Source organism: Dysgonomonas sp. BGC7 (assembly GCF_001261735.1).
Taxonomy (GTDB): Bacteria; Bacteroidota; Bacteroidia; order Bacteroidales; family Dysgonomonadaceae; genus Dysgonomonas.
Window position 1 is genome coordinate 169,377 of sequence record NZ_CVRP01000005.1, and the last position, 22,664, is coordinate 192,040.

Annotated in this window: 21 protein-coding genes, 1 tRNA gene and 1 pseudogene; 4 read left to right on the forward strand and 19 right to left on the reverse strand. The window is 34.9% G+C overall.

Annotation, left to right across the window (positions count from 1 at the left end; all coding sequences use genetic code 11):
* The 4 genes and pseudogenes from BGC7_RS03660 (at position 1) to BGC7_RS03675 (ending at position 2,310) form a co-directional block, all read left to right on the forward strand.
* Positions 1 to 948: a 3-oxoacyl-ACP synthase III family protein gene (locus BGC7_RS03660; protein WP_050700213.1), complete on the forward strand. Its 948-nt coding sequence runs from the start codon at positions 1 to 3 to the stop codon at positions 946 to 948.
* 19 nt (positions 949 to 967) lie between these two features.
* Positions 968 to 1,924: pseudogene (locus BGC7_RS03665) on the forward strand (UDP-3-O-acyl-N-acetylglucosamine deacetylase); the annotation flags it as partial.
* Positions 1,925 to 1,968: 44 nt separating this feature from the next.
* A complete protein-coding gene (locus BGC7_RS03670) occupies positions 1,969 to 2,169 on the forward strand; it encodes a hypothetical protein (protein WP_050700215.1) in 201 nt (66 codons plus the stop codon).
* 67 nt (positions 2,170 to 2,236) lie between these two features.
* Positions 2,237 to 2,310 (forward strand) — tRNA-Ala (locus BGC7_RS03675).
* 37 nt (positions 2,311 to 2,347) lie between these two features.
* Here BGC7_RS03675 and BGC7_RS03680 read toward each other — a convergent pair.
* The 19 genes from BGC7_RS03680 to BGC7_RS03770 all read right to left on the reverse strand — a co-directional run.
* Complete coding sequence (locus tag BGC7_RS03680; protein ID WP_050700216.1) at positions 2,348 to 2,689, reverse strand: EF-Tu C-terminal domain-related protein; 342 nt, start codon at positions 2,687 to 2,689, stop codon at positions 2,348 to 2,350.
* 111 nt (positions 2,690 to 2,800) lie between these two features.
* The gene (locus BGC7_RS03685) at positions 2,801 to 3,151 is read right to left on the reverse strand and encodes a hypothetical protein (protein ID WP_050700217.1); all 351 of its coding nucleotides are present in this window, start codon (positions 3,149 to 3,151) and stop codon (positions 2,801 to 2,803) included.
* Positions 3,152 to 3,279: 128 nt separating this feature from the next.
* Positions 3,280 to 3,744, reverse strand: coding sequence for a hypothetical protein (locus BGC7_RS03690; RefSeq protein ID WP_050700218.1), 465 nt, complete (start codon positions 3,742 to 3,744; stop codon positions 3,280 to 3,282).
* 200 nt (positions 3,745 to 3,944) lie between these two features.
* Positions 3,945 to 4,991: an MAC/perforin domain-containing protein gene (locus tag BGC7_RS03695; RefSeq protein ID WP_050700219.1), complete on the reverse strand. Its 1,047-nt coding sequence runs from the start codon at positions 4,989 to 4,991 to the stop codon at positions 3,945 to 3,947.
* A gap of 780 nt (positions 4,992 to 5,771) precedes the next feature.
* Positions 5,772 to 6,458: an RHS repeat domain-containing protein gene (locus BGC7_RS03700; RefSeq protein ID WP_347339008.1), complete on the reverse strand. Its 687-nt coding sequence runs from the start codon at positions 6,456 to 6,458 to the stop codon at positions 5,772 to 5,774.
* 529 nt (positions 6,459 to 6,987) lie between these two features.
* Positions 6,988 to 7,152 carry a hypothetical protein gene (locus tag BGC7_RS17830; RefSeq protein ID WP_157258651.1) on the reverse strand — a complete coding sequence of 55 codons (165 nt, stop codon included), beginning with the start codon at positions 7,150 to 7,152 and terminating at the stop codon, positions 6,988 to 6,990.
* Complete coding sequence (locus tag BGC7_RS03710; protein ID WP_255351449.1) at positions 7,152 to 7,952, reverse strand: RHS repeat-associated core domain-containing protein; 801 nt, start codon at positions 7,950 to 7,952, stop codon at positions 7,152 to 7,154. Before BGC7_RS03710 ends, BGC7_RS17830 begins: the two co-directional genes overlap by 1 nt.
* Before the next feature lie 30 nt (positions 7,953 to 7,982).
* Positions 7,983 to 8,495 (reverse strand): hypothetical protein, encoded by a 513-nt coding sequence (locus BGC7_RS03715; RefSeq protein WP_050700223.1) that lies wholly within the window; start codon positions 8,493 to 8,495, stop codon positions 7,983 to 7,985.
* Positions 8,485 to 9,432 (reverse strand): RHS repeat domain-containing protein, encoded by a 948-nt coding sequence (locus BGC7_RS03720; RefSeq protein ID WP_050700224.1) that lies wholly within the window; start codon positions 9,430 to 9,432, stop codon positions 8,485 to 8,487. The genes BGC7_RS03715 and BGC7_RS03720 overlap by 11 nt, the downstream gene beginning before the upstream one ends.
* A 75-nt stretch (positions 9,433 to 9,507) precedes the next feature.
* Positions 9,508 to 9,699: a hypothetical protein gene (locus tag BGC7_RS17835; protein WP_157258653.1), complete on the reverse strand. Its 192-nt coding sequence runs from the start codon at positions 9,697 to 9,699 to the stop codon at positions 9,508 to 9,510.
* 694 nt (positions 9,700 to 10,393) lie between these two features.
* Positions 10,394 to 10,633, reverse strand: a complete 240-nt coding sequence (locus BGC7_RS03730) for a hypothetical protein (RefSeq protein WP_050700226.1) — start codon at positions 10,631 to 10,633, stop codon at positions 10,394 to 10,396.
* Between the two features lie 88 nt (positions 10,634 to 10,721).
* Positions 10,722 to 11,840, reverse strand: coding sequence for an RHS repeat domain-containing protein (locus BGC7_RS17580; protein WP_082206451.1), 1,119 nt, complete (start codon positions 11,838 to 11,840; stop codon positions 10,722 to 10,724).
* Positions 11,841 to 11,851: 11 nt separating this feature from the next.
* A complete protein-coding gene (locus tag BGC7_RS03740) occupies positions 11,852 to 12,280 on the reverse strand; it encodes a hypothetical protein (protein ID WP_050700227.1) in 429 nt (142 codons plus the stop codon).
* 3 nt (positions 12,281 to 12,283) lie between these two features.
* On the reverse strand, positions 12,284 to 13,207 hold the full coding sequence (locus BGC7_RS03745) for an RHS repeat-associated core domain-containing protein (RefSeq protein WP_082206452.1): 924 nt from the start codon (positions 13,205 to 13,207) through the stop codon (positions 12,284 to 12,286).
* A 259-nt stretch (positions 13,208 to 13,466) separates the two neighbouring features.
* On the reverse strand, positions 13,467 to 13,901 hold the full coding sequence (locus BGC7_RS03750; protein WP_050700229.1) for a hypothetical protein: 435 nt from the start codon (positions 13,899 to 13,901) through the stop codon (positions 13,467 to 13,469).
* Positions 13,891 to 14,844, reverse strand: coding sequence for an RHS repeat-associated core domain-containing protein (locus tag BGC7_RS03755; RefSeq protein ID WP_050700230.1), 954 nt, complete (start codon positions 14,842 to 14,844; stop codon positions 13,891 to 13,893). Before BGC7_RS03755 ends, BGC7_RS03750 begins: the two co-directional genes overlap by 11 nt.
* A 120-nt stretch (positions 14,845 to 14,964) precedes the next feature.
* Positions 14,965 to 15,429, reverse strand: a complete 465-nt coding sequence (locus tag BGC7_RS03760; protein ID WP_050700231.1) for a hypothetical protein — start codon at positions 15,427 to 15,429, stop codon at positions 14,965 to 14,967.
* Positions 15,407 to 19,393 (reverse strand): DUF6443 domain-containing protein, encoded by a 3,987-nt coding sequence (locus BGC7_RS03765; protein WP_157258654.1) that lies wholly within the window; start codon positions 19,391 to 19,393, stop codon positions 15,407 to 15,409. The genes BGC7_RS03760 and BGC7_RS03765 overlap by 23 nt, the downstream gene beginning before the upstream one ends.
* A gap of 12 nt (positions 19,394 to 19,405) precedes the next feature.
* The coding region (locus BGC7_RS03770; RefSeq protein ID WP_157258655.1) for a hypothetical protein at positions 19,406 to 22,664 on the reverse strand (3,259 nt) is incomplete at its 5' end.

Genomic DNA, 22,664 nt, shown 5'->3' on the forward strand with positions numbered 1-22,664 from the left:
ATGTTTATAAATAGTATTGGATATTACATTCCTGAAAAAAGGATACCAAATGATTATTTTACGAATGTGAATGGTCTTACCGGCGAATGGATAGAACAGCGTACAGGTATAAAAACCCGCTCAAGAGCATCCGATAAAGAGTCTATAGACTACATGTGCGACATGGCTGTAAAGAATGCATTGCCTACCTTGCCATACAGTATAGAAGATGTAGATCTGATAGTGTTTGCATCATATACACCATCCGACACGATAGCCACTTCGGGACATTTTATACAAAGGGAATATAATATACCTAATGCCAAAGTATTTTCTATATCCTCGGCTTGTTCTTCTGCAATCAACGCAATGGAGATAATTAGAGCATTCTTTGCCTCAATGATGTCAACAAAAGCGCTACTCATTTGCGCCGATAGGAATTCGACATATTCCAACGATTGCGATTGTATGTCGGGACATCTCTGGGGAGATGGTGCTACAGCCTACTTCTTCTCTAATCAGGCTTGTTCTGAAAGAGAACCGCAGATATTAGATATTATGACACAGGGGTTAGGACATATTGGACAAGGAACTAAAGGAGTATTTCTAAATCCTCAGAACGGAGGGTTACAAATGCCATACGGAAAAGATGTCTTCATGCAAGCTTGTACATATATTACCCAGAATACAAAAGATATAATGGAATGGAACGGACGTACAACTGACGATATATCTTTTTTTATAGGTCATCAGGCCAATATGAGAATACTAAAGAATGTAAGTAAACAATTAGGAATGCCCCAAGAAAAAGTCTTGTCGAACATTGAAGAATTAGGCAATACGGGGTCGGCCAGTGCAATGCTTGTTTTTGCACAAAACAGAGATAAGTTTCAATCAGAAAACTTAATATGTATATCTGTTTTTGGAGGAGGATACTCAGCCGGGGTATGTCTTATAAAAATAAATTAAAACTAAAAAAAGAAGTAGTATGACAACTTATCAAAGAACATTGAAAAATAGTTTTTCGCTGGAGGGAAAAGGGTTACATACAGGATTAAATATACGGATTACGTTCAATCCAGCTCCAGATAACCATGGTTATAAAATCAAGCGCACAGATATATTGGGGCAGCCTATAATAGATGCTTTGGCCGAAAATGTATCTGCTACACAGCGAGGAACTGTATTGTCTGCAAATGGAGCTCAGGTAAGCACAGTAGAACACGCTTTAGCAGCACTGTATGCTTGTGAAATAGACAATTGCCTGATAGAGGTTAATGCTCCGGAGTTTCCAATTCTGGACGGCAGCTCGATTTTATTTGTCAGTAAGATAAAAGAAGTAGGTATTCAACAGCAAAAATCGCTGCGCAAATATATAACCTTCAAACGTAAGCGAATAAAGGTAGTGGACAAAGCCACTGGGGCATCTATGCTCTTATTGCCTGACGAATCGTTTAGTATTCAGTCGCAAATCTCATTCGATTCCACATTTCTGAGAAAGCAAGATGCACAGATGAACGACTTGTCTGAGTTTACCAGAGACTTTGCATCTGCCCGCACTTTTGTTTTTGTTAGAGAAATTGAGCCTCTACTCGAAAACAATTTAGTAAAAGGAGGAGATCTGGACAATGCGATTGTGATCTATGACAAGCAAATAGAACAAGAGAATCTGGATCATCTTGCCGACCTCATGGGAGTTAAACATAAAGATGCACAGAAACTTGGCTACATTATGAATAAGCCTCTACTCTACCCCAACGAACCCGCTCGCCACAAATTGCTGGATATAATAGGCGATATAGCATTGGTTGGTCATTTCATTAAAGGGAAAATAATAGCCAACTGCCCAGGACACAAAATAAATAACCTATTTGCCAGAGCAATACGTGAAGCGATGAAGCCGGAAGTGAAGTCAACAACCGCAGATATCATTACTGAACCAATAGGTATGGGTAGCTTTTACTGGAATCATCCCTAAAAAGAGTAATTATGAAACAAATATTATCTTTTATATCTAATAATAAAGCTGTTCTTACAGGAATGCTGGCAGGCCTTATTATAGGTTATATTCATTGGTTCTACTTTGCTTGCTATTGGGGTACATACCCTTTATCGGCAGAGTGCTGGGTTAATTGTAGTTATGGAGTAATTATCGGAGGGTTTGTAGCCAGCCTGATACACAAAGAGTAGTTTCTTTATTTTCTTTTATCGATACATTGATGAGTTTACAAAATAATATTATCTTTGCCCCTGCTTTGGGGCATTAGCTCATCTGGCTAGAGCGTTAGACTGGCAGTCTAAAGGTGATCGGTTCGAGTCCGATATGCTCCACAAATTTGTAAATCCTCGAATAGAAATGTTTGGGGATTCACTGTTCAATAAGAAATTTAGGATTTAATACTTCTGTAATTATTCCCTTACCCACAACTCTTGCACCCTCTCTTATTTCAAACACTTTTCCAATATGCAATTGTTTTAAATGAAATTGTGGTGATGCTGTGGTCAAATAGCAATCAACTGTTTTTCCAAGTAAGCATACATCTTGTCCAATAAACGTTTGACATGCATCCCAATTTGTATCATCATAATAAAATTGTCCTCTGTAACCACTACTTACAGGAGTTTTTCTCCCTCCTTCCCTTTCCGTTAAGTAGTATATACTAGCTCGTATTTCAGGGATAGGATATGTAAATCTATTATATTGACTCATCTTTTTTCTATAAAGCTAACAATTTTCTCAAAATCCTCAAACAAAAAGTTTGAGACTTTGGTACTATGTTCCACAAATTTTAGAAATCCTCGAATTGAACAGTTTGGGGATTTATAATTTTAAGAACTTACCACAATCTTTTGTTAAGAATTTCAATGTACCACTTGTAGTCTCTATTACATAACACAGAATATCATCTTTTGTATGAAAGAAATCAACAAATGATTTATATAAAGAATCTTCTTTGGATATATCAGCCAATAGAATTGCATTTCCTGTATGATTTAAATATATATCAGATTGGATTCTTTGAATATTATCAAACGAGCATTGCCATTTATTATTTTCGATATCGGTTAACACAAATGATAAATTAGAAATATCATTATAAACGAGATTAATTTTTAGTTCATTTAATTCTGTATCGTGATAAACAATATCTAAAAATGAAATCTTATCCATATTTATAAATTTAAAGTTTTCATAAAGCTAACAATTTTCTTACAATCCTCACAGAACGAATTCGAGACTTTGGTACTGTGTTTCCTTCTAGTATAAAACAGCCTTACAAATACATTTGATTATTTTATTTATTTGCAAGATGACTCCAAGTCTGTATCAAGATGTGATTCTTTATGATTAACCCTATTATAGTATACCTTTCTTGAATCTTCTTCTTTTAGTTTATTAAGGAGGAGCTTATTTCTAATTGCGCGCGATATTAAATACAAAGAATCTTCATACATAGTCTGATCTACTTCATAGGTATATTTTACAATATAGCCTTCTGTTACAAATATATTTCCTCCCCTTGTTTGCTCCATACTTTCAATAGGTCTTACAGATATTATTTGACCACAAGTAATAGACCAATCTTTATTGTTTTTAACCAGATATCCTTTAAAGTCTATATTTAACGCGATAATGATTGATAAGATAAATAGTATTATTAAAATTAATATAACAATTGATTTTTTATCCCATTTAATATTTTCAAACCTTTTCTTTTTTTCTTCTTCGTAACGTATCTGCTCTTTACGATATCTTGTTGTCATAAAAACATTTACTATTCTTCCTTAGGGCTAACTATCTTCTAAAATAGTAAAAGTACTCACTTTGAAGATATATTTTACTTAAAGAGACATTATATAAATAAGATTATTATAGCAGGCTTTTATTACTTAAAAGAATTTATATAAACTTACTTGTAGCTCGACTGAGGCTTTAAGATTATAATTACAAACTTGACAAACGGCTATTCTTTTAAGTATTTTTCATAAGCTTGTCGTAGTTCTTCTTTTTTCGTAGTATCTTCTACTAAATCATAAATCGGGATTAGTGCCTCATCCGAAAAATTTACGAGAACCATAGTTTCATCAGTGATATTACCCCATCCTTCAAAAACGATAGGTTCACTCTGATAGTTGGTAATATCTATCATCCATGCGTTAGGTTTTGATGAAGTACCATCTACTGCCTCAATGTAAAGATTTTCTTTTTGAGGGCTAGCAACATCCGGTTTATAGACGGTCAGTCCTGATGTTGGTATTCTGAAATAGTAATAAGCGTTATATCCGGACCAGCTATTCAAAATGCGCAAATCAGATGAATTAGCTCTATACAGGTAGTCGATCCTTTGTCCAACATAAACCTCTCGGAGTAAATGAGTACCATATTTTTTAATAATTTCGTCAGGAGATAATTTCTGAAGATCAGCCTTAAATTCTTCTGTCAAGTATTTAGTTGCAGTCTGCTGCCTGTACAAAAAACGAGCTAAATAAATAGCTGCGGTTGATGAATAACCCGAATAGCTATAATCAAGTTCAGGAAATGAAATATCATTGATAAAAGCTGTTTCAAAAGTAGCTTTGAATAGATTTTTATACTTGACTGATTCGTCTTTCGAGAACCCACCCAATGATGCAAGACGATCAAGACATTCTGCTTTTGTTCCAATAAATATAATTTCTGCGCTGCCAGAAAGGACTTTAAACAAAGTAACCGCTCCGTCTCTATCAGCTTTATACTTGTCCACATCAAATATTTTATTTCTTACCGATGCAGGATGCGCAAATTTACCAGTAGCATCAAACCCATAACCGAGCATAAAATAATTATCCTCCACGCCTTTGTTTTTCCAACTCACCGACTTAGAAGAAGATAAATCCTTTCCTGTTTTATATGGATTAGTGGGTTCTGGGGTTGGTGTGAGATTGGGTATCGGATCTTGATAACCATTGTCATCAGAACATGAAGCAAATGCAAATAGGAGCAACAATAGAAAGGAGAATACGCTTTTCATCTTGATTCATTTTATGATTAGAGACAACCAAAGATAAGGAATAAAACCTTGATAAGAAACAAATATAAGCGTTACTATAAAGAATTAGGCTTTAGGTTTGAGCTAGTATTTTTGGGTCTTGCCGTATTTTTATTATCATTATCATTCGAATATCACAAAAAACAAAAGAGCGCGTAAACCATTGATTTACAATCTTATTCATTTCTTTAAAGTGACCACGGCAGTACTATATTGTAACAAATTATAAATTACTGATCTTGTAGTTATCACACAAAACAAGACATAATAATATGATACACAATATTATATATATTCGAATATCCTTCCCTATATTTTCATCATTCTATTTTTTGTAAGTACTTTTACAGAGTACGTACTTTTATTTAAAATAGAAATATCAAAATACCTTGTTCGCTTTCATCTTTATCTTCAAGCAAAGATAAAGATGAAAAACAAATATTCCTAATTATAACAATAGAAGGGATCAAAAATTATTACTATATAGGACACCGGGGCGAGTCGAAAAACTTCATAAAAATAAAAGATAAAGGAATATTGTCATGGCAGGTAAAGAAAAATACATTTAATAAAGCCAGAGAACCAGCCTCTACAATAAACGCTAGAATAAGAGAACTTGAAAATGCAGCTCTTGTTGTTTTTGAACAGAATTTTAAGGGACGCAATATTGAATTTTCTAAAGATGAATTCAAAAGACTCTTACAGATTCAGTTGAATGAATACGAAGGAACAAATGAAGAATCAAGTGACAACTCCCCTATCCTATTTTTCGAGACCTATGAAAAATTTAAATACGACTCCTTTTTTAAAGGTTCCAAAAGTTTTTGCTTTTTTGTCCCTAGAGGTCACTTTAAGCCAACTATGACCGAAATATCCTCCCGATCCCGATGCTTGAGAAATAGAGCTTTCGTAACCAGGAGTTACAGATAGAGCAAAAGTCTCCCATTTCTCATCTTGGTCTGTTTTTGCATCATTCTCAGCCACTAACCAATTAACGACTTCTTCCCATTCGACTCTTTCTCCATCATCATTTACATAATACCCACCTTTTTCGTCCTTTTCTTCATTAGGATAAACATATGTATACCCCAATTCTGTTGGGTCAATAAACTTAATCGAATTATTATTACAATACGCATATGGAGAAATTGAATAATATAATTCCGCTAGCGGATCCACAGTCGTAAACCTTCCAATAGCAGACTCGTAATATCTAGCCGAGTAGTCATACATGTTCAGCCCCTGCATCTTGTCGAACTCCTTACCGTTGTACTTGTAGGGTTGGTCGCTATCACCCGAGTTCTCTGCAAATGCCATCCCGAACGGATAGTAATGGTTCTTCTGTACTTCTGTACCATCCGCCTTGGCTATACCACTATAGCCTATAACAAACTTAACTAAAAAGTGACAAAGAGGACAAAATTTTACTTGCTTTTTTATATATAAAATACCTCTTACCTTTTTCTCCTATATAGATAAATAATCCTGCTGATAATGACAAGGGCAGATTTGTATTTATATAGAATTAAGATAGCGATAGCGTTCAATTCGGAGTAACAAATACCGAATAATGGAATTATCTAACTTTATCTAGCATAAAAAGAGACAATATAAATGTAATAATTAATAATACAACGCTCAAAAATATAATAAGATCTCCTAATGAATTTTTTTTGGGGGATATGGCATCGAATCGCTTAATTATCCTATCTTTCTTATCTCCCTTCAAGAGTAACAAATAGTTTATAGTCACTATTATTACACTTAACAAGTAACGCCAAACTTTATCACTAGGTAAATGAATAAATATTCCGGTTAAAATAGTATAACAGTTTAGCAAACTACCTAAGAATGCAAAGTTAAGTAGAATCACGAGACAAAAGGCCCTAGCTTCCGGCCAAAAGCCCCAGTCTTCAGTAAATTTACATAACTTATAAAATAAATAATAATAGTACTTCATTTTAAATTAATTAATTAATTATTTCTTCTTACGGAATTGGAAATTGCTCTTTAGAGAACCACCATTTGTCGTAAACATCGCCAAGTGCTTTTTGTGCTCCTGCCTAACCAATCCCCCTGTTTCCATACCTCCCGGAACAAAAGCTTCTGTCAAAGCATAAGGTATTCCAAATGCGGGATTCATTAAAGCTGTTCCCCCATAGAAAAATTAGACACAGCTCTTTCTAGAGTTATTGTATTAGTATAAACTCCATATATATCATTTACTGTTGTTACCCCTAAGCCAACTCCTCCTAAATAACCAAGCCCTTTACCTAAACTACCCAAATTTAACCTAGTCTTTGAAAGAGAAATCTTATTAGACATTGCTTGACCTGAATACACAATAGAATAGTAACTGGCACGTATAAATTTGTTTTTATCCATAGATTGCTGCATAAAAAGAGTCAAAGTTCCTCCTTTTTTAGTCAATCCTAATCCCATAAGATCTATCAATAAATCAAATCCTACACCCTTTTTTCCATATCCAGTAAAGTCTTTATAAGGAACACCTCCTATAGTGAAATCTGAAGTATGATCATCAAAAATTGCATAATCATTTTCTGATACATTTTCCACACGTGTCCATTGATCTCCAAACTTATTTGAATCAACTGTCTCTCCTGATTTTAGGGACGACAACACACGTTCAATTTCCGCCGGATCGTTGGTTGTCCATACATCCATACCCAATGGATCAATATTTCTTATAGGATTTCCTAATACAAAGCTATATGGTGACCAACTATAATAATTTTCAGCATGCGGATCTACAGTAATAAACCTCCCAATAGCAGGTTCGTAATACCTGGCTGAGTAGTCATACATGTTCAGCCCATGCATCTTGTCAAGTTCCTTGCCATTGTACTTGTAGGGTTGGTCGCTTTCGCCCGAATTCTCGGCAAACTCCATACCCAACGGATAGTAATGGTTCTTCTGTACCACTGTGCCGTCTGCCTTGGCTAGTTGCTATGATTATTCTATCAATTTTAAACTGTAAAAATTACTTTCGATTCCTGTTATTTTATAAACTCTAAACATATCTGTCTTTTTATAAATACTGTAACGAGGCAAAGAATGAGAATCTCCAAAAATAACGATTCCTTTTTTGGGTGCACTTGGATCGTACTTGATATCTTCTTTATAAACGATGTTTTTATCCTTTACAAAAAAATATCTTCGTCGAGTAAAATCATCCTTCGAAATATAATTGATTCCAATAATTTTAGAAATATCAGCACTATTTGTTCCTGCATTTATGACAAATAAACTATCCCAATCAAAAAGTGTAATATCAGATATATTAACCACGCAGTTCTTTGTATTATTCAGACAGTTTGTTTCAATATATTCAAATATTTTCACTTCTATCGTTGCCTTATTATAACCTTCATCACAACTATAAAAAATAGTTGTAATAAATAAAATTATTACTCTTATACTTATATATATATTATTTTTATTCATGATATTTTTTTTAGAATCCATTTTCATCTAATTCTTCAAGCCTTTTTACTGCATTATTATATTCATCTTCAGTTAATTTATCTTGTTGTAGTCGATGTGTCGTGGTTCCATCTTTATGATAAACTGTTTTTGAAACCCATAATCCATTTTTTTTATAATAATCTAAAACTTTTTTAGTCAAATCTTTTCGACTCAAGGACGGATTATCTTTCGCGATTTCTCGTCCGATTTTGTTATTTCGAGCATCAACAATATTATCAGCCAAATCCTCAGCACCTACAGCACCGACCCCTTCATATTTTAGTTCTGCATATTCTATATTTTCATGTGCATTACCGACTTCGATTGCTGTCTTTTCATCAATTTCGCTTGTCATAATTGCTTGCCAAGTTGTATGTCGAACAGCATTTGTAAATGCCCCTGATTTACTTTCACCAACAACATTTAGTTTTCTTGAGAATCTAAATGCAGCAGATGTTATAGTATTAGTATTATTCTCGGTAGCTCCTATTTTCCATGCTTTGATTTTATTACTTTGAGCCCAAGCAATCGTCTTGAATCGTGGTTTTGCATAATATGGAGGATCTGGAGGGCCAAAAGCTTTTCCATCAGGATCTATATATTTCAACGGGTTATTCCCTACATAAGCATACGGACCAATCGAATAATACTTCTCCGCCAGCGGATCAACCGTAGTAAATCTCCCAATAGCAGGCTCGTAATATCTAGCTGAGTAGTCGTACATATTCAATCCATGCATTTTGTCTAGCTCCTTACCGTTGTACTTGTAGGGCTGGTCGCTATCGCCCGAATTCTCTGCAAACTCCATCCCGAACGGATAGTAATGGTTCTTTTGCACTATTGTGCCGTCTGCTTTGGCTACCACACGGTTGTTACCCAGATGGTCTTGAATATAAAAGTAGTAATTTCCTACTTCACAATAGCCTCCGTCTACCAATATTCTTTTCAGAGCAAAATCTTGTTTTCAAGCCTGGCGTAGCCAGACGCTACGCCGAACGAGGGTTTAAATACCCTATTCACATCTCGTCTTGTCGACACTCTCTATCACTCCATTTTTATCTGTCTTAATCAAAATTGAAGATGGGGTGGCATCGCCATCACTTATATGAACCACATTATATTCTGTTTTAGGTTTTAATGAAATTATTCCATTAGGAACAAGACTATCATTAAAAAAAACATCATAGTTCTTATTTGGTCTCATAAAATAAATGCTATTATCCTTGCTTGCTCTTTGTTCCCTATGTTTTATCAAATAAAAATCTTTGTTACCTACTGGATATAAAGAACTTTTATGATCAGTTTTTTCTGATAAATATATAGAGATTGTTTGCATACCTTGTTTGTTACATCTAACGAGACTTTGATTTTGAATATCTACATAAAAACTGTTTCCTGAACAACTGCAAAAACAGAGGCCGATCACGAATGTATAAAAAAGAAGATTTTTCATAAGTCTAACTATTATTTTATTGTCTAACCCAATTATTTCCATCCCATTTATAAGTCCCTTCCTTTACTTTGTTATTTCCCGAAAGATCAAGAAAGCTTTTTGTTTTATTTTCTTTATTAAATTGATATCCATCAAACCACTTGTTTATTTGACCAATTTTATCCAGATCTGATTTTTTAGAATCAATTAAGTTTATTAGAGCATTTCCTCCTGCAATACTACTTACATAAGAACTAAATGCAAAAAACTCGCTCCGCCCTTTTTCTGCTTCAATCTCACGAGGGGCTTTATCATGTCCATACTTTACATATTCAATACCAAATCCAGCTAAATAACTAAATAAGCCTCCCGCCTCACCTATATGGTTTAGATGTCCAACTTCATGAGAAGATAGCGATAGCGTTCAATTCGGAGTAACAAATACCAAAGGACAGGAAAATTTATTTTAATATGGTACATATGGTATTGAGTCTACATTAAATATTTTATCATTTTGCAGTTTTATATAATTAATTTCAGAACTTAAGAAAATACGGATAGGATACAATAATTTATTAGGAGAATGAATTGATTTCACTGTAATAAATAAAGTATCATTCTCTTGCCAAGTTTTATACTTATCTATACTGTGATAGGAACTTGGTATATTCAGGGTAATAGTATCGTTTGTCACTTTTGCCAACATAATATTATCAGCATTATTAGGTTGGAAGGAACAACTGTATAAGATAATGAATAGAATAATAATATTTATTCTTCTCAAATAATTGGCTTTATTTAACTGGTGCATAAATTATAATCGCATTTTTGAGTATATTATATAATTCCGAAGGAGTTCTGTATCCATTTTTGGGATATAAATCTTGCTTAGTTATAGCTTGCCAAATATCAACAGCGTAATCTGTACAATTATTACCTAACTCCCAACCATCTTGTACGACTCCTTTTTTAAAGGTTCCAAAAGTTTTTGCTTTTTTGTCTCTAGAGGTCACTTTAAGCCAACTATGACCGAAATATCCTCCCGATCCCGATGCTTGAGAAATAGAGCTTCCATAACCATGAGTTACAGATAGAGCAAAAGTCCCCCATTTGTCATCTTGGTCTGTTTTTTCATCATTCTCAGCCACCAACCAATTAAAGACTTCTTCCCTTTCGACTCTTTCTCCATCATGATTTACATAATACCCACCTTTTTCGTCCTTTTCTTCATTAGGATAAACATATGTATATCCCAATCCTGTCGGGTCAATAAACTTAATCGGATTATTATTACAATACGCATATGGAGAAATTGAATAATATAATTCCGCCAACGGATCCACAGTAGTAAACCTCCCAATAGCCGGCTCCATATATCTAGCCGAGTAGTCGTACATGTTCAATCCATGCATCTTGTCGAACTCCTTACCGTTGTACTTGTAGGGTTGGTCGCTATCACCCGAGTTCTCTGCAAATGCCATCCCGAACGGATAATAATGATTTTTCTGAACTACGGTGCCGTCTCTACGAACTACCACACGGTTGTTACCCAGATGGTCGGTCAGATAAAAATAGTATTGTCCATCTTGTATATAACCACCTTCTGTTATAATCATTTTCAAAAAACCGTTTTCGTATACCTTGTTGCCGATATAATCGGTTTCGTTCAACAGGTCGAGGTTGGCATCCTGCGAAGTTGTACTATGGACAGGAGTATAAACCGGATTACTTGCCGCCTGATGGCGGGTACGCAGTTTTACTCCCCCTGCCGAATAAGTATAGTAGACCTTGCCGCTTGTCCTTGCGGTTTTTACGGTAAGTTCCTGTGGTAAATTTAACGAATTATATGAGATTCCCAAAATTCCCTTGTGGGTATCTTTATCTATCGCCGTCAGGCAACTATCAAAGACCAAAACAACTTAATTTATTTTCCTATTCTCTCAAATTTTTTTTGATAGTTATCTTTCTTTAATAATGGATGGACTATACTATAATCTGTTATATCGATTAGGATATCTCCCTTCACATGAAACCTTTGTTTAATACTTATGACACTAGTATCTTTATCATTTATTTCCAGCAATGATGATTTGTTGTTACGATATTCATAAGTATATTTTGGTGAAATCACAATTGTATCTTTAGAAAAAAACCATTCTCCAATAATGCTAGAGTATAACATAGGAATATTTAATTCAAAAGTTTGAGGCTTTGATTTTATTATAAGATACTCCGGTTCTTGGATTTGATTTTCTAAGGTTTTATATACTACAATATAGTCTGAATTTTTAAATTGAGACTTACACGCTGACATCATAAGAAAACATGCAAAAATAATTAAGTTTTTTTTCATATTTCAAAATCTATATGTTATTCCATTTACTCTAAAAGCTGACCGGGTTCTGGTTACTAATTTTTGCAATTCTCCTGGAGTTGTTAAAATAATCTGAGGAAGTCTAGTAGCATCCATAGGACCATTTTGAAGATTATCATATTCAGATGGTAAAGATTGTATGGTTGTTTTTCCTGTTGGACCTCTGAATAATTCACCTCTTTCATATGCTTCTATTTCATCATGTTTGTCATAAAAAGGTGATCCATTTATCATATAACCAGAGCTAAAATTCCCAGTTTCAAATTGATATGCATGTTTCAATTCATGCGCAAGAAAGGATAACCCTCCACTGCTAGGAAGCAATATGTCAAAATTTCCATTACTGAAATTATATCTAGCCCCTCCTGCATTAGTTCCCATTCCAAATACGGGGCCTGATGTACTTAATGAATTATCTGTATAAATATCATATACCTGATTGGATTTAGCTAAAGTTCTAAATTCATCTCGAGTTGTAACTAAACCTCTATTTTCATTTTGTAATTTATTAATTTCATTTCGTTTCTTTCTCAATTGTTTTGTAGACAATCCTCCAGCCGAAATTTCATTATTTAGGTTTTTGATTTTTTCTAGATTATCCCACATCCTCATGGAAATATCTTTACTTAATTTTATAATCTGATCCCAAGCCCTATCGGTAAAGTCTCTTCCATCCGGATCAATAAACCTCATAGGATTATTAGCGACATACGCATATGGACTAATACTATAATAATTCTCTGCATGTGGATCTATACTAGTAAACCTCCCCAAAGCAGGTTCCATATATCTTGCTGAATAATCATAAAGATTCAGTTCATGCAGCTGATCCGGTTTCCTTCCATTGTATTTATATGGTGGATACCTTGTTCTGCATTCGGTGTTTCGGCAAAAGTGACTCCGAATGGTTAGTAATGGTTCTTTTGCACCACTGTGCCGTCCGCCTTGGCTATACCACTATAGCCTATAACAAACTTAACTAAAAAGTGACAAAAGTGACAAGATTTAGCTTTTTTTAAACATATGAATTACCTATGCCTTTTTGCTCTTTATAGCGGACTGTAAATTCTTACAATATTAGGCAAGTGATTAAAAATTCCCTTGTTAAGAAGGAAACCCCGCTAACTATAAAATAGTCAGTATGTTTGTTGTTTAGTTTATTAAATTACCGTTTTAGAGAAAATTCATCACTCCAGATAGGGGCTTTTAACGCAATCTGTTCATATTTTGCTGATATAAAGCTTATATCCCCATGATCTGTAATTATTTTATAATTCCAAAGAGTGTATTTTTTATTGGGAGATAGAACAGGATTTTTTCTTTCAATTTCTGATATATAGAGACTCGTATTATTGTCAAAATCCATATTTATTTTTAAATTCAATACATCTTCGAAAATAAGAGAACATGGACAGATGTAAAATCTAGAAAGCAATGGATCTTCCTTTAATTCCCATTCCATTATATAATCTATATCAAGCTTAAGCGATAAATCATCAAAAGGAAATGATATTGAATAGAATGCACTATCATGCCATCCCATTTGCTCAAAATTCTTATCAGACCATTTAAGTTTCATATTTTTTATTTTAAAATCCATAACTTTTTCGTATCATTCTAATCTCTTGTTGTGTCATAGGACGTACCCACTTAGAATCTTTATTCCAATGGAGTACACCCTTTGTATCTATATTAGGAAGAGATCTTTGAACATGTGGGGTTAGGACACCTTTGTGAGCAGGCCCTCTCAAATCATAATGATACATAACATTTGTAGTTCTCATCTTTACAGAGTTCTTTCCTATTTTATGACTTAGACTTATTGCTTGCTGAACAAGACCTTTTAAAGCTTTGGCAGATGCTTTTCCTCCTCCTACTTTTTTGGCTTCTTGAATATAGTATACACCAATAAGACGTCCAGAAGTATTAACATTCCAATTACTAACACCATCGAAATAGTTATTAGGGTCAAAGGGCGTAATAAATTCTGCAACAAATGCTGATATTTCACCAAATTGAGCTGCATCATATCCTGCTTTATACAGACTTCCATCACTCGAATAACGATATACAAAAGCCCCTGGATAACCAAATCCTCCCGATGTAAGTCCCGGTTTTATATTTGTATCAAGGGTAACTCCTGTAACTGTCGCTACTCCATTCTCATACGAGGCATAACTTGTATGGAACTTCCCTGTTTCATCATTCAATGTACCTTTACCTACAAATTCTGCGTCTGTTGCATGATTCCATCCTGACATATCATGTACGCTTGAACCACGCCCCATTGAATTCAAGAACTGCTTAATTTTTTCAGGATCATTTGTACTCCAATAATCTCTTCCATCTGGATCAATATTTAATATCGGATTACTCGCACAATACGTATACGGACTAATTGAATAATACTTCTCCGCCAACGGATCAACAGTAGTAAACCTCCCAATAGCAGGCTCGTAATACCTAGCTGAATAGTCGTACATATTTAGACCATGCATCTTGTCAAGCTCCTTGCTCTCTGCTTTGGCTATCGTTATAGCCAAGGTAAATTTAACTAAAAAGTGACAAAGGTGACGAAACTTGATTGCTTTTTTATAGATATAACATAATCCTGCCAATGATGATAGGGCAGGATTATTTTCAGACTAGCATCAAAACAACTATCATTTTTTGATATATAGAATCCTAAAAAAAACATCTTGTTCTCTTTCTTCTCTAAAAAAAACACTCATCCCTATATAATTACTAAGTTCTAATATATATTTGGATTGCTTTATTGTATCAAGGTACAATTGATTCTCTTTAGGGAAAATACCTAAAGAGGGCGGTGTTAAATCTAGCTCTGCTGTTAATTGATGATATAAAGGAATATCCGATTTTACATTAGAATAAGATAAAGGAATAAATAAAACTCCATCAAATTTATTATTATCTATTACTTTATTCAGATTCTCTAACAAAAATACTCCTGCCTCAATCCAGGTATTTTTGTCCTCAAAGCATGAGTCTATTTCATCTATATGTATATCCTCATAATCATTCCATAGCCTATTTTCAACTACTGAACAAGACCATTCTTTTAAAATATTGATGCATTCTACTTTATTATTTAGGCATTTGGAATCCATTATTTTGTAAAAATTTAATTTCTTGATTCGTTAATACTCGTGATCCGTGCTTCCATGTTCCATCAACATTTAATGCTGAACCATCACTAAAATGAACATGATCTTTCTCTCCTGTTATTTTTCCTTTATCAAAGCGTTTTATTGTACTTGGTGCTCGTCCTGTCTTTACTAACTGATTCAGCTGATTCAATGCGGTTACAATCCCTTTCCCTCTAATTTTAGGAGAGCGAGCTTCTAAAACATTATTTATTCCCCCTATTTTCCCAGAGGCATCAACAGCCCAAGAAGTTCTTCCATCGAAAAAACGTTTAGGATCAACAGGACCTATAACATCTGAAAAATCAGTTATATCATATAAGTGATAGTAAGCTTTTCTAAAAAATGCTGCATTTTCGTACTTATAGGCAAAAGCCCCTGGATAACCAAATCCTCCCGATGTAAGTCCCGGTTTTATATTTGTATCAAGGGTAACTCCTGTAACTGTCGCTACTCCATTCTCATACGAGGCATAACTTGTATGGAACTTCCCTGTTTCATCATTCAATGTACCTTTACCTACAAATTCTGCGTCTGTTGCATGATTCCATCCTGACATATCATGTACGCTTGAACCACGCCCCATTGAATTTAAGAACTGCTTAATTTTTTCAGGATCATTTGTACTCCAATAATCTCTTCCATCTGGATCAATATTTAATATCGGATTACTCGCACAATACGCATACGGACTAATTGAATAATACTTCTCCGCCAACGGATCAACAGTAGTAAACCTTCCAATAGCAGGCTCGTAATATCTAGCCGAGTAGTCATACATATTCAGCCCATGCATCTTGTCGAACTCCTTACCGTTGTACTTGTAGGGTTGGTCGCTATCGCCCGAGTTCTCTGCAAATGCCATCCCGAACGGATAATAATGATTTTTCTGAACTACGGTGCCGTCTCTACGAACTACCACACGGTTGTTGCCCAGATGGTCGGTCAGATAAAAATAGTATTGTCCATCCTCAATATACCCACCATTAACAATTATCCTCATGCGGTTGGTTATATTCTGACCGCTCTTTATAGTCTCGTATACAATATTGCTTATATAATCGGTGATCTTATAATCACTTAATCCATCATTAGTCGGGTTTGTTTCGGTTATCGGAGCAGTCATCATCGTAGGATCATAGCGTTGTTCGGTTCTCAACTTCACGCCTGAAGCCGAGTAGGTATAGTAATTTTTGGCTTTTACAGTAGGGCTGTTGATTACCATTACCTGTGGTAAATTTAAGGAATTATATTGAATCTTGGTTATACCTTTATTAAAATCCGACTCCATCGACCCGTTTTTGTTATATGTATATTCAATGGTTCCTGTAGGTGTAATTTTATCCTTGAAGTCTGCTGATGGAGAATAAGCGAAATTTGGTATGGCATCCGCTACACGGGTCAATTGATTACCTGTATGATCCATCGTCAGGTTGTCTACTAATCCGTATGATACGGCATTACTGCCTGCATCCTTCTTTCCATAACGTTGCATAGTCTTTATATTGCCGTGCTTGTCATATGTATAAGATGTACCATACTGTTCGTTGCCGATACCTGTGTAATCGGCAGCTTTCAGTCGCGACAAGCGGTCGTAGGTGTAATCATACTCGCGTTTTTGCCCGTTGGTAGTCCAGTCCATACGTGAAATATTGCCTCCCGGGCTGTATTGCAGGTTCTGGGAGAAATATTGTCCGGTGATGGCTGTAGTCCACGAACGTACGTTATAGGCATATCGAGTAAGTATGGTTTCCACCGGATCGGTTATTCCTTCTTCGTCTTGATCGGGCATACCCGAAGTCCCGTTTCCTCCACGGTCTATGTTGGCTAGGCGTCCGAGTTCGTCGTAGGTGTTCCATGCGAGTATTACCGGCGATTCATCATTTAAGCGGTGCTGTGTGGATACGAGCCGTCCGGCATGGTCGTAAGAATATGTATATTCTTCCGTCTGATCGGGTTTGTTCGGTATTTTGTGAATGTTCATGCGCTTTAGGGGCTGCCCTGTAAAATTGTAGGAGACATACTCAAAATCGGTACCGTTGAGGTGATTATTCGATTTGGCTTGCACCATACGTGCCCTGTTATCGTAATACATTGCTGTATATAGAAACATGGTGTTTGATGTTGTTCCCAGTTGAGCAGTCAATGTTCCTGTAAGCAGGCCTTTGCTGTTATTTTCATACCAACTGCCGTATCCGTTCAATCCGGTAAATTGTGTACTGCTATTATTTGGAATGGAATTTTTGCCTAAAAACTCATAATTGTCATAGTAATTCACAGTTGTTATTTGGGGAGTAGTCAGAGTTACTCCAGTTATACTGTAGCCTTTATATATATTGGTTACATTCGTCCATGATCCTTTGACAATTATATTATCTAACGGATTAACAGCATAGTTAAGCGTATTCTTGCAAATACCTGTCAGCACTATGCGCCCATGTGCATCGGGTATGGTAAACGACCATTCGTCTTTACCATCTTTGCGTTGTTCTCCATCTTGTGTAAATATAAGATTGTCTGCCCTGTCGTATACGTAATATATCCAGTCGCATCCGGGAATACGCTTGGAAATGCAGCGATTGAGTTTATCATATTTGTACAGGTAGGCATATAGCAAAAGAGTATTCGAACTATCTCCCAATTCGCCTGTATTAGCGGCTAACGGAGGTAATACATAACAGAGGTTTCCTGCTTTATCATAAACATAATATGTATCCAAATATCCATCTTCTGCTATACTGCGTGTCAATAGTACTTGTCCCAGTTTATCCTTAAACTCGTAAGCCATGCGGTCTTCTTCGTCTGTCACTCTTGTTATCAGGAGGCTTCCTTCGGCATAGTATTCACTTTTTACGAGTGTAGTACTTGTTCCTGTGCCATTTACTTTGTAGAGAATGCATTTCAGACTGTCTTTTGTGTTGTCATTGGTCAGATATCCTGTTCTAACGGCACTACCTGAGTCATGCCAGTTAGCTCCCACTCCAAATTGTGTTGTTACCCGGTTAAGCGGCGAGTCTTCATATGCTGTTTTTGCATAAGGTTTTTGGTCATTATTGAGTTGTATAGCAGCATTTTTAACATCCGATTCATATACAAATGCACCATTCTGGCTTGAGAGTGCCGGTAACCAAGAATTTGATTGCCTGCCATAATTATCATATTCCTGTAAAGCCACCAGATCATTTCTTAGGGGAGTGACACCGACTTGTACGGTCTCAACTAAACGTCCCAGTCCATCGAAGTATTGAATTCCATCAATAAAATCAATTCCTTTATCGCTAGTATAAGTACGGGTATTGATATAGTTGCGGTTGTTGGAAAAATTAAACGTTACATTTTTTTGCGCCTGAATATTTATAATATAAGGGCCTTTCCTTCCGAGATTTTCAGGTCCGATATATTCTTGGTCAGATAATGGTCTAATTGTAATAGGAGTTACCTCTGCTTCTTCTGCGATATCAATTGTCCTATATCCGCATGGAGTAGTAGGTCTTATTTGATATTTACCTGCATCCAAGACTATATATCCTGTTTTTTCTGTACCTTTCACTACCGGAAAGTTTTTTATAACCGAAATACCTGTATCGCCTATTTTTTTATATAATGTCATTAGACAATCATATTCCGATTGATTGGTAAAAGTAAAATTCAATTCCATAATACCATTTACTTCAAATTCCATTGCATCTTCAAAAGAAGTATAATCATTATATATAAACATACATTCCGTATACAAATTTTCATAATATGAAGAGTAACCGGTAAGTATACCTAAATTATATGTCATCATATTAGGTTCGGATGGCTCAGGTCCAACCGGCTCTCCCGGTTCCCATGGGACGGGATCTTCCGGGGTTGAAATTTCTTGTGAAAATAAAATTCCGCAATTACATATTATTAATAAGATAAATATGATATATTTTTTCATAATCATTCTCTTTTATTGGTTTTGATAATGATATTCATAAGACTGGACAGTTTTCTTTTTGCTTCCTTCTTTGATATATGTTTCTTTCAAACGCCCTAATCCGTCATAATCGTAATAGGTAATTATTCCACGTGGATCTGTCATTGTTTTTACACCGATTAAAGGTTCGTATGTATAAGTGTTTATGAGAGCATCTTTTAATCTTGCATCTGTCCTCAATCCATTAATATCATATGAATACCACATATAAGGATCATTTTCTGCTGAAATGGAATTGATGACTGATTCGCTTATAACTGACTTTAATTGATCGTAACTTACATTCTTTATTTCCACTATGGGGTATTGTCCATTATATCCCCATAAGATGCAAGTTGAATTATTGTCTTTACTTATAATATTTAATGGATTTCCCAGGGCATCGTATTTGGTTATAGTTGATTCTATATATTCCGGAGTATTTAAATATTGAGCTTTTTTCTGATAAGGTAACAGCATTATCTTATTATCATTCGATAAATTATCAGAGAAACTATAATTAGTTTTAGAGATTAGCTCATTTGTTCTGAAATAGGTTTGTTGTATAGGATAGTTGAACATATTTAATATTCGCATCATCTCGTATACAGTATTAGATTGCGCCAGATTATGTGGGTAAAGAATTTCTGATTTTATTGATTCCCCATTACTATCTGTTGTATTTACAGATTTTATTAAGCGGTAATTATTATCATAAGTAAATTCTTGCGTCTTCACAACAGGCTTATTCAAATAAGCAGTTTCTTTCTTCTTCTTTAGATAAGGGAAATATGTATAATGCAAACCTGCTACAATACGGTACGATCGCAAACTTTCAGCCAGGTCGATACTGTTACGGGAAAGTTTCAAATACCGGACATTCTGATTAAAACGGTCGGGATCGTCATTATAGATATATTCTGTTTTACTTTTCGGCCTTTTATTCGAATCAAATATTTCTTCCGATAGGAGTTGGCCCCGTTCCAGTTTCATGCTTATTCCTTCGTCGTCTTTCCACAAAGGAATATTTATTCCTCTTGAATCTACTAAATCTCTTGATATATAATTAATGAGTTCTTTGTCCTCATATCCGTTATCATAATTTTTATATTTATAAACAGTATATCCGTTTCCCGGTTCTTCTACTGTTACTTCTGAATAAGTAACATGGTTTCCCCGTGTAGACATTAATGGATATATAGGATTGGAGGTGCATCTCAAAAAGTAATTTATTCCTCTTTTATTCGCTATGCGCTCTTCTCCAGAACCAATATGTAAATATTTTTGTACAATTTCGATATTCTCATATTTTTCATGATATTTAGGAGTATATGCCAATACCCCACTAGATGTACTTCCACCAGTCAAATAGTTTTTCTTGTAATGGTATATTTTTTCAGTTAATTTAATCCCATTGGAATCGAAGTTGGATAACTTTTTGATGCGTGGTCCTCCCGTATATTTGTTTCCATTAGTATTAGCCTCTACTTTAAATGGCCATATTTTATACTCCGACCCATACTCGTGAGGCTCATATTCAAGTGTTGTATAACCTTTTGTCGGATAGATTACTTTTTCCAGCATATCGTTCATGTAATGAACTGTACTGGGAGTTTTCATTTCGTAGAAAAAATTTGGATTGTTCTGAATTGTTTGAACAAATATTCCTGAAGGGTTATCTATTGGAAGATTAAATGATCCACTGTTTTGAAAACCATAATGATCAGTAGACTGTCCCAGATAAAAATCTGTATATAGCGGATTATATCTAAAAGAATAAGTTTGCAAGCCATTATATTCTTTACCTCTCACTTTAATTTCTGTTAGTTTCATCCTTTGCATACGGCTCGTTGTATACGAAAAATGTATTTTTTTTATCCATTGATCATCTGTATTATTATATATTTCAAACGCATCTATTTTATGTGGAAGAAACCTATTTCTTACAATTTCCCAGTTTGTATCGGATGTGCCCTCTATTATTTTCTTTGTATTTGCCAATCTTACATCAGGATAGGCATTAAATCGATTGTAATGATTATAATTATTTGTTTGATACGAATCCAGAAAATTAAATCCTTGAATTGAACTCATTGGATGGAAAGGTGAATAATCTTCATAGATAAGTTGTTCGGATGCAATAGAGTTTTCAAACTTTATTTTACCTGAGGGGAAAGTTATTTCTTTCAGATAGCATCCATTAATCAGTGTTGCTTTTAATCCATCTATTGTATTTACATTCCAATTAAAATTATATTTGCTCTTCATAACATAATCAGTAAAACGAACCTGAGTAATATACGTTTCCTGCCCATAAGAAAAATCAATTTTATATCCGTTAGGTGATTCTATGGAAACCAGATGCCAGGTTGTTGGTTGTATGTATTTAATTAAATTTCCAGTGTCAATATCCGGTGATTCTCTGAATCCTTGGCGCGAAAATTCAATGGAGTTGATAGAGCCTCCAAATGTATATTTTATTCCTTTAGAATCTATCAATTGGAAGTTTCGGATCATACTGGTTAATCTCACTTCATTGTTATATATTATGTCATAATCAGAATCATAAGAACGATTAATAGTCTGAGACAACACTTGAAATTTACCTGTAAAACCGCTATTTTGAATTATCTGAGTAATCTGGAACGTTTCACCTTTATCCGATTGTATGCGAAATGTATCAGTATGATCAATATAAAATCGTCCTACATGACCGTTGAAATTGAAATAAAATTCATCCGGATCGCTTGTCCCCTCTAATAGATAATCATGATAATAAACATATTCTTTCAGTGTCCTGTCACTACTCCAATCATTGTTACCTCTCGGATCTGGCCTTTCAGCAAGATGTTCTCCATTAGATTCATCTTCAGGCCCGGCTCCATAATCCGGAGCTCCTTTTATAACCCTGGTTATTACACCCCCACATTGTAAAGACCATCCCAGACCTACAGGTCCGGGAAATAAGTCCGGCTTAACTCCTGATGCATGATAGTTAATTGAAATAGGTACTGATAACTCTTTATATTTTATTTCATATAACGGTATGTTTATTTCTGCCGTTCCGGTATAATTACCAACGGGTATTTGTCCGAAGATACCCAAACTAGCAGCATTTGGGGATACTGGAAGAAAATCTTTGGTTGAGCCGTATGCCATTGACGGCAACGAATTCCATAGAGAACTAATCTGAATGTCACTGCTTTGTTGTGCCTCTATAGTAGAAATACCATACAACAAAATATAAATTATT